General features: G+C 52.3%; 6 protein-coding genes and 1 pseudogene. 4 read left to right on the forward strand and 3 right to left on the reverse strand.

From position 1 onward, the window contains the following. Positions 1 to 121 precede the first annotated feature (121 nt). Together H8F21_RS28960 and H8F21_RS28965 are read right to left on the reverse strand one after the other, a co-directional pair. A pseudogene (locus H8F21_RS28960) lies at positions 122 to 330 on the reverse strand (transposase); the annotation flags it as partial. Positions 331 to 883: 553 nt separating this feature from the next. Then, positions 884 to 1,126 (reverse strand): IS66 family transposase, encoded by a 243-nt coding sequence (locus tag H8F21_RS28965; RefSeq protein ID WP_203585813.1) that lies wholly within the window; start codon positions 1,124 to 1,126, stop codon positions 884 to 886. On the opposite strand from H8F21_RS28965, the gene H8F21_RS28970 reads away from it, so the two are divergent. Beyond that, positions 1,125 to 1,346 carry a hypothetical protein gene (locus H8F21_RS28970; RefSeq protein ID WP_203585814.1) on the forward strand — a complete coding sequence of 74 codons (222 nt, stop codon included), beginning with the start codon at positions 1,125 to 1,127 and terminating at the stop codon, positions 1,344 to 1,346. The genes H8F21_RS28965 and H8F21_RS28970 overlap by 2 nt on opposite strands. Before the next feature lie 475 nt (positions 1,347 to 1,821). Here H8F21_RS28970 and H8F21_RS28975 read toward each other — a convergent pair whose 3' ends face one another. Further along, positions 1,822 to 2,802, reverse strand: coding sequence for an NAD-dependent epimerase/dehydratase family protein (locus H8F21_RS28975; RefSeq protein WP_203585815.1), 981 nt, complete (start codon positions 2,800 to 2,802; stop codon positions 1,822 to 1,824). Between the two features lie 293 nt (positions 2,803 to 3,095). Between H8F21_RS28975 and H8F21_RS28980 the strand changes: the two genes are divergently transcribed. From H8F21_RS28980 to H8F21_RS28990, 3 genes are all read left to right on the forward strand, one after another. Continuing rightward, positions 3,096 to 4,124, forward strand: coding sequence for an MraY family glycosyltransferase (locus H8F21_RS28980; protein ID WP_203585816.1), 1,029 nt, complete (start codon positions 3,096 to 3,098; stop codon positions 4,122 to 4,124). A gap of 77 nt (positions 4,125 to 4,201) precedes the next feature. Continuing rightward, entirely contained in the window at positions 4,202 to 6,196 is a 1,995-nt protein-coding gene (locus tag H8F21_RS28985; RefSeq protein ID WP_203585817.1) for a polysaccharide biosynthesis protein, read from the forward strand. Between the two features lie 154 nt (positions 6,197 to 6,350). Beyond that, positions 6,351 to 6,494 carry a hypothetical protein gene (locus H8F21_RS28990; protein WP_203585818.1) on the forward strand — a complete coding sequence of 48 codons (144 nt, stop codon included), beginning with the start codon at positions 6,351 to 6,353 and terminating at the stop codon, positions 6,492 to 6,494. Positions 6,495 to 6,732 lie beyond the last annotated feature (238 nt).

Genomic DNA, 6,732 nt, shown 5'->3' on the forward strand with positions numbered 1-6,732 from the left:
CTGGGTCAAGTTTTTTGACGGGGACTTAGCCTCCAAAAAGCCAGCGACCACTGTCCAGAAATGTAAGTGTAGTACGTAGTGTTTCTATCCCAATGGGCCGCGGAGCGCCGGGGAGGCGGTTTTTTAATATAGATTTTTCCCGTTCCAGCCGATTGATCCGAGCTTCCAGCTCCTGGATTTTTTGCTGCTCGGGCGTGAGCGCCTTACTGGTCGGAGTGACACCGCCTCTAGTGATCGAGCTGCTTCGATATGGCTGTAGCCCTGATCGAGCACCAGGCTGGCGGCTTCGCGCTTGAATTCGGGCGTAAAGGTACGGCGTTGCTTGGTCATCAGACACCTCTCTGTGGCGAGCATTCTCGCCTAAATGGGTGTCAGGATTCATTAGACCACTACAAAACCTTCTTGCACAAGTTTGCTCTGGGCGATCATTCGGGCTTGAAACTCATCCGGCGCGGCTTTTTCCTGGCGAATTCGTTGCCTAACATCAGGCTCCAGATCGCGTGCTTCGCGCTCAATCTCATATTCGCACCTGAGCCAGCGGGCCGTTGGTCGGGGTACCTTTGTCGATGACCTGTGCCGGCACCAGCGCCTGAATAAAGGTGCGCAGTTGTCGCAGACCCGCTTGGCACCAACCTGACGTTCAACGCTGAGCACGCCATGCTTGTAGTCGAGCTTTTCGCTAACGTCATCGCATATGCGCTTGAAAGTGCAGCCGCATTGGCATTGGGTATGTTCAGGCTCGTGAAGGATCAACGGGGGAGGAAACTCAGCAGGCAAGACGGTACCTTTGGGGGGGGGCTCACGGGCAGGTGGCAGCTCAGGCTTGGATGTCGGCACTTCCAGTTCGGCTTCGATGGCAGTCAGGTCGGTCTCAATCGAGTCGTCAGGCAGGCTGGCCTGGCCGAGACTGAACGACTCGGAACGACTCGGAACGCTTGGCGAAACGATGGCGTTTTAGCTGAGCGATTTCGTGGGTGAGCTGCTGATTACGGGTTTTGTGATGCAGCACTTCCTTGCTGAGGTTCGCCAGCCGCGTATCCAACCGCTCAACGTGGCAGAGCAACGTCGCAGCGAGGCTGCGCATTTGTTCGGTGTCGAGCTGGTTGAGAGGATGAGTAGAAATCATGGCAATGAATCTGCGTGATCTGCTGATCGATGTATGTCATCCATTTCTCTTAATGTGGGCGGATAATTCCGTCAAGCCCAAGAAGTTGCCAGGGAAGGCCGACCACCACTGCCAGGAGCTGCCTGGGGGTCAACGCCATCTGGGCGCCATGCCGATTATTTGGCTGCCTTCATGCACCAACAACGTCATGCAGTTGCCCCGTCGATTGGCAAAGCGTTAAGCGCAATGTGGATGAGCCACACTGAAGGTCGCCACAACAAGGGCGAGCATTTTCTCCGTGCCGGAGCGCATATACATGAACTCGTTGGCCCCAATGGTGGCTCAATTATTTAGATGCCTCAGTCCGCCTTTTCAACGTGACTTTTACCGGGATCGAAGTAGTCACGTGTTCTGCATGGCTTCGGTCGTCCCCGTTGTTGAAAGTGGCGAGCCGACTCAAAAAGCAGAGATCACTCATACTTGCTGGTTATTTGCCGCCGCTATTATCTCAGCGTAGCTATTCCCCACGCTCCAAGCGTCGTTTTCATCAGACGGCGAACCATTCACGGATTCGGCCGTGCAACCAGTGTCGCCACACGCCTGGTGGGTGAGACCGGTCAGCAGCGCAATTTAAGTGGCGGGGCGAGAAAGCTTCGGGGTCGGCACAGCATCGAAGGTCAAGGGGGGGGGCTCGAGCGTGGGGACGCTTACGTTGCCTAGATGGGATCTTGTCTGGTGTGGGATTTTTTGTAATTTAAACCTGCTTCGAACAATGCTTTATTTGCTTGGAGCGGAGGCTTCCATCCTAAGAGGCGTTGTGCTTTTCGCGAGTCAATAATAAGTGACTGGAAAAGTTGATGGTAAGCTACCTGCATGCCGAGTGTTTTTGCAGTCAATTTTATAAAGATTTTGGGGAGAGGTATAAATCTGATGTCTCGCGACATGCCACTCGCCAGGTACCGAACTATTTCCGTGGTGGAGAAGGCTTCGTCATCTGCAATCAAAAAAGTTTCATTGGCCGCGGCCTGGTGATAAATGCATAAGGTGATAAAGTCAACAAGATTCTCTAAGGCAATCATGCTGCGGGCATTATTGGTGGATGCAAAAGGGAGAGGTATTCCTGTGTCGATCAGCTTCATCAACCGCTGAAAATTCCCAGGGGCGTGTCCAGCATAGACGAGGGGCGGCCTGATAATTACCAGCTCCATTTTAGAATTTTGAACAAGAGTGTGTAGTTGCTGTTCTGCTTCCCATTTAGATATTGCATAGTCCGCGACTGGAGATTCAGGCGATAACTCGCAGAAGGCTGCCCCATGTGTATAGGGGCCATTTACGCCAATAGAGCTAATAAAAATGAAACGCCGCACATTGCTGTTTATTGAAATTTTTGCGAGCTCTAGGGTGCTGTCAACGTTGTCTCTGCGGTAGAGGTTCAGTGGGTTTTCAGATCGCTCTTTCAGTACGTGTGCCCTACCCGCCAGGTGTATGACAGTGTCTATTCCTTGTAAGAATAGGTTGTCTGAGTAGAGCGGACTTTCAGGGGGTAGTGTCCCATGCGGATTCTCTAATGAGTGTTCTTTTTTACGACTGGCAAGGGTTGATATGGTTATGTTTTTATTGAGCTTTAAACTGTTGTGAAGCGCTTGACCAATAAACCCTGTTGCACCTGTTATCAGTACGTTTCTGCTGGTTTCCAAACGTTGTTCTCCTGTGCGCCTACAGGCTGAATAGGCGTCGTCTGATAGAGGGTGGCGAAATTATAGTTTATTTTGGCGTTGGTTTGTAATCGCTTTCGGGAGGGCGAATTTTTAGTGTTCATGCTATCGGAGGGGCGTCAAGAGTAAAGGGCAATTCATAACCTTGTCCGTGTCTGCTGGGCATTCTGGCGGTCGACGTGATAATGTTTGCTTGGGTTTTCTCCAGCGCGCGATCGGTATCTGCGTGGTTAGATATGTAGGGTCGTTTTTGGATAGGCAGGAGCTTTCGTTTTATGAGTCATTGGTGGTTGATCCCTGCAGGATGTTGTGCTTCTTTTGTTCTGACAGGGCTCTTGCGCAAGTATGCTTTGGCTCGACAGTTAATCGATGTCCCCAACACTCGCAGCTCCCACACAGTGGCGACGCCTAGGGGGGGGGGGGGGGCGATTGTTTTCACTTTTTTAGTGGCGCTGATGATCTTGTTTCAAATGGAACTCATTAGCACCGGATCGTTTTCTGCCCTGGGGGGGGCTGGGGCTCTCGTGGCGCTTGTCGGTTTCATCGACGACCATGGTCATATTGCTGCTCGTTGGCGCTTGGCTGGGCACTTTCTTGCAGGTATTTGGGTTTTGTTTTGGGTCGGGGGTATGCCTGTCCTCTCATTGTTTGGCTTCATCCTGGAGTCGGGCTGGATCACGACCACGTTGGCGTTGTTCTATCTGGTCTGGGTGTTGAATCTATACAATTTTATGGACGGTATTGATGGCCTCGCTAGCGTTGAAGCCATTTGTGCTTGTCTAGGGATTTGCGTGTTGTACTGGGTTACCGGCCACGGCGATCTGGTCTGGCCACCCTTGCTTCTCGCTGTTTCAGTGACAGGATTCCTGATCTGGAACTTCCCTCCAGCAAAAATTTTCATGGGGGATGCAGGGAGCGGATTTCTGGGGATAGTGCTTGGGGTGTTTTCGCTGCAAGCGGCGTGGGCCTCTCCCGATTTTTTTTGGGCTTGGCTGATACTTCTGGGGGTGTTTATCGTTGATTCGACTTTTACCCTGATTCGGCGGTTGGCGCGCGGCGAAAAGATTTATCAGGCCCATCGCAGCCATGCTTACCAATTTGCGGCACGTCAATTCGGCCATCATCTGCCGGTGACGCTCGCGGTCGGTGCGATCAATCTGTTCTGGCTGGTCCCGCTGGCTTTTTGTGTTGTTCGCTTTCGTATGGATGGCGCTATGGTGCTTTGCATTGCATACGCGCCTTTGCTGGTATTGGCGCTAAAATTCCATGCGGGTGAGCGGGAGCGTCAAGCTGACTTTCGTTGAAGGTGTGGGTGGTTTACAGATGACGTCAATGTCGATATCGCAGGATCCGGCGGCGATCTCAACTGAGCGAAGGGACTATGGATAAGATTCGGACTTTTCTTTTGGCATTGCCGCGTAAACAGAAACGCCTAATTCAGGTGGCAACCGACGTTATTCTGGTCTGGTTCGCTCTGTGGCTCGCGTTCATCGTTCGTCTCGGTATCGACGATCTCTACAACCCATTCGTTGCGCATACCTGGCTGTTCATCAGCGCGCCGGTCATCGCGATTCCGTTGTTTGTCCGTTTTGGCATGTACCGGGCTGTCATGCGCTATTTTGGCAATGATGCTCTGATTGCAATTATCAAGGCGGTCAGCCTGTCGGCATTGATTCTTGTCTTGGTGGTGTATTGGTACAGTAACCACCAGTCGGTGGTTCCACGCTCGATTATCTTCAACTACTGGTGGCTCTGCCTGGTGATCATTGGTGGTCTTCGGCTGGGGATGCGTCATTATTTTCTGGGGGACTGGTTATCTGCGGCGCAGCACATGTCGTTCGTTAATCGCGACGATGGCCTGACCAAAGTGGCTATCTATGGTGCCGGTACGGCAGGTAATCAGCTCGTGGCTGCGTTGCGCATGGGGCGGATGATGCGTCCAGTGGCCTTTATCGATGACGATATCAGTATTGTCGATCATGCTATATCCGGCTTACAGGTGTATAGCCCCAAGCATATTCAACAGATGATCGATGCAACTGGGGCTCAGGAAATCCTGTTGGCTATTCCTTCTACTAGCCGTACTCGGCGTCGGGAAATTCTCGAGTTTCTCGAAGGTTTTCCACTGCATGTACGCAGTGTGCCGGCATTCATGGATTTGGCGAGCGGCCGGGTAAAGGTAGACGACATTCAGGAAGTCGACATCGCCGACCTGTTGGGTCGCGATCCAGTTCCAGCGCAGAATGACTTGCTGGAGCTTTGCATTGCCGGGTGCTCGGTGTTGGTAACCGGCGCCGGAGGGTCGATTGGTTCGGAGCTCTGTCGCCAAATCATCGCGTTGCGGCCGACCACTTTGCTATTGTTTGAACATAGCGAGTTCCATCTTTATAGTATTTTGAGTGAGCTAGAGCAGCGAGTGGCGCGACTGCCTTTTGCGGTACGTTTGTTGCCAATATTGGGGACTGTGCGTAATCAACATCAGCTTCTGGATGTTATGAAAACCTGGCGTGTAGACACTGTTTATCACGCTGCGGCCTACAAGCATGTACCGATGGTCGAACACAATATTGCTGAAGGTGTAATGAATAATGTGTTTGGCACGCTAAATGCTGCACAGGCCGCGCTGCAAGTTGGAGTTTCGAACTTTGTATTGATTTCAACCGACAAGGCGGTGCGCCCAACCAACGTTATGGGTAGTACCAAACGCCTTGCTGAAATGACCTTGCAAGCGCTCAGTTACGAAGCCGGTCCTGTGATGTTTGGTGATGTTGCTAACGTGTCCAGAGTCAATAAAACCCGTTTCACGATGGTTCGTTTTGGTAATGTGCTGGGGTCTTCCGGCTCGGTGATTCCCCTGTTCCATAAACAGATCAAGTCGGGTGGCCCATTGACCGTCACGCATCCAAAGATCACCCGGTACTTTATGACCCTTGCCGAGGCTGCACAGCTTGTGATTCAGGCGGGGGCGATGGGGCAGGGGGGGGACGTATTCGTTCTGGACATGGGTGAGCCAGTGAAAATTGTCGAGTTAGCCGAGAAAATGATTCACCTGTCGGGATTGAGTATTCGTTCCGAGAGAAATCCTCAGGGCGATATTGCCATCGAGTTCACCGGCTTACGACCCGGTGAAAAGCTCTACGAAGAGTTGTTGATCGGCGACAACGTGGGCGTAACCCCGCACCCCATGATCATGAGTGCCCATGAGGATCATTTGTCGTGGGAGGTGTTAAAAGAAAAGCTTGCCGAGCTGCTGGTGGCTATTTCAAGTGATGATTATGGTCGCGTGCGACAGTTACTGCGTGAAACCGTCAATGGTTACAGCCCGGATGGCGACATTGTCGACTGGTTTTACCAGCAGCACCGTTTGGAGCCCTGACTCTATCAGCTTCTGGTGATGCATCAGGAGTCTCGCTTGCTCGCAAGGCGTCGTGGTCCTCGTTCCGAGGGTGTGGCAGTTGATCATGCATGTGGCACTGCCATGCAAGAGGTTCTTGGCTGTTGACTTTGAATGTCCTTGGCGGATAGAGCGCATGACTGTCCTCATCCTTGGGGCGATCAGGGATGCGCTGCGGGTTTGCTTGCGCTTGTCGATGTACTCGCCGGCGGCGGTCAGATGCTCCATCGGCAAGCTCGGTCTGCGCGATCGGCGTAATCCACGGCAACGCAAAATCTAATTAAGACCCGCTTCAGCAGTTTTCGTCTTTTGCTTATGGCAATTTATTTTGATAAAGTTTTGCCTTGCTGTCTGCTCAGAGTCACGGTATCTCTTTGCTGAAAAGTGGACCGGGCTTGGCGGCCTCAAGGAGCAAGTGCAACACCTGATGTAAGGTGTTGTCATGTCTACCCAATACAGTCACCTGAGTACCGAGGAGCGCGTCACCATCATGGTGATGCTATTTCAACGGCAGACGC

Source organism: Pseudomonas arcuscaelestis, assembly GCF_016881005.1.
In the GTDB taxonomy this organism is placed as follows: domain Bacteria; phylum Pseudomonadota; class Gammaproteobacteria; order Pseudomonadales; family Pseudomonadaceae; genus Aquipseudomonas; species Aquipseudomonas arcuscaelestis.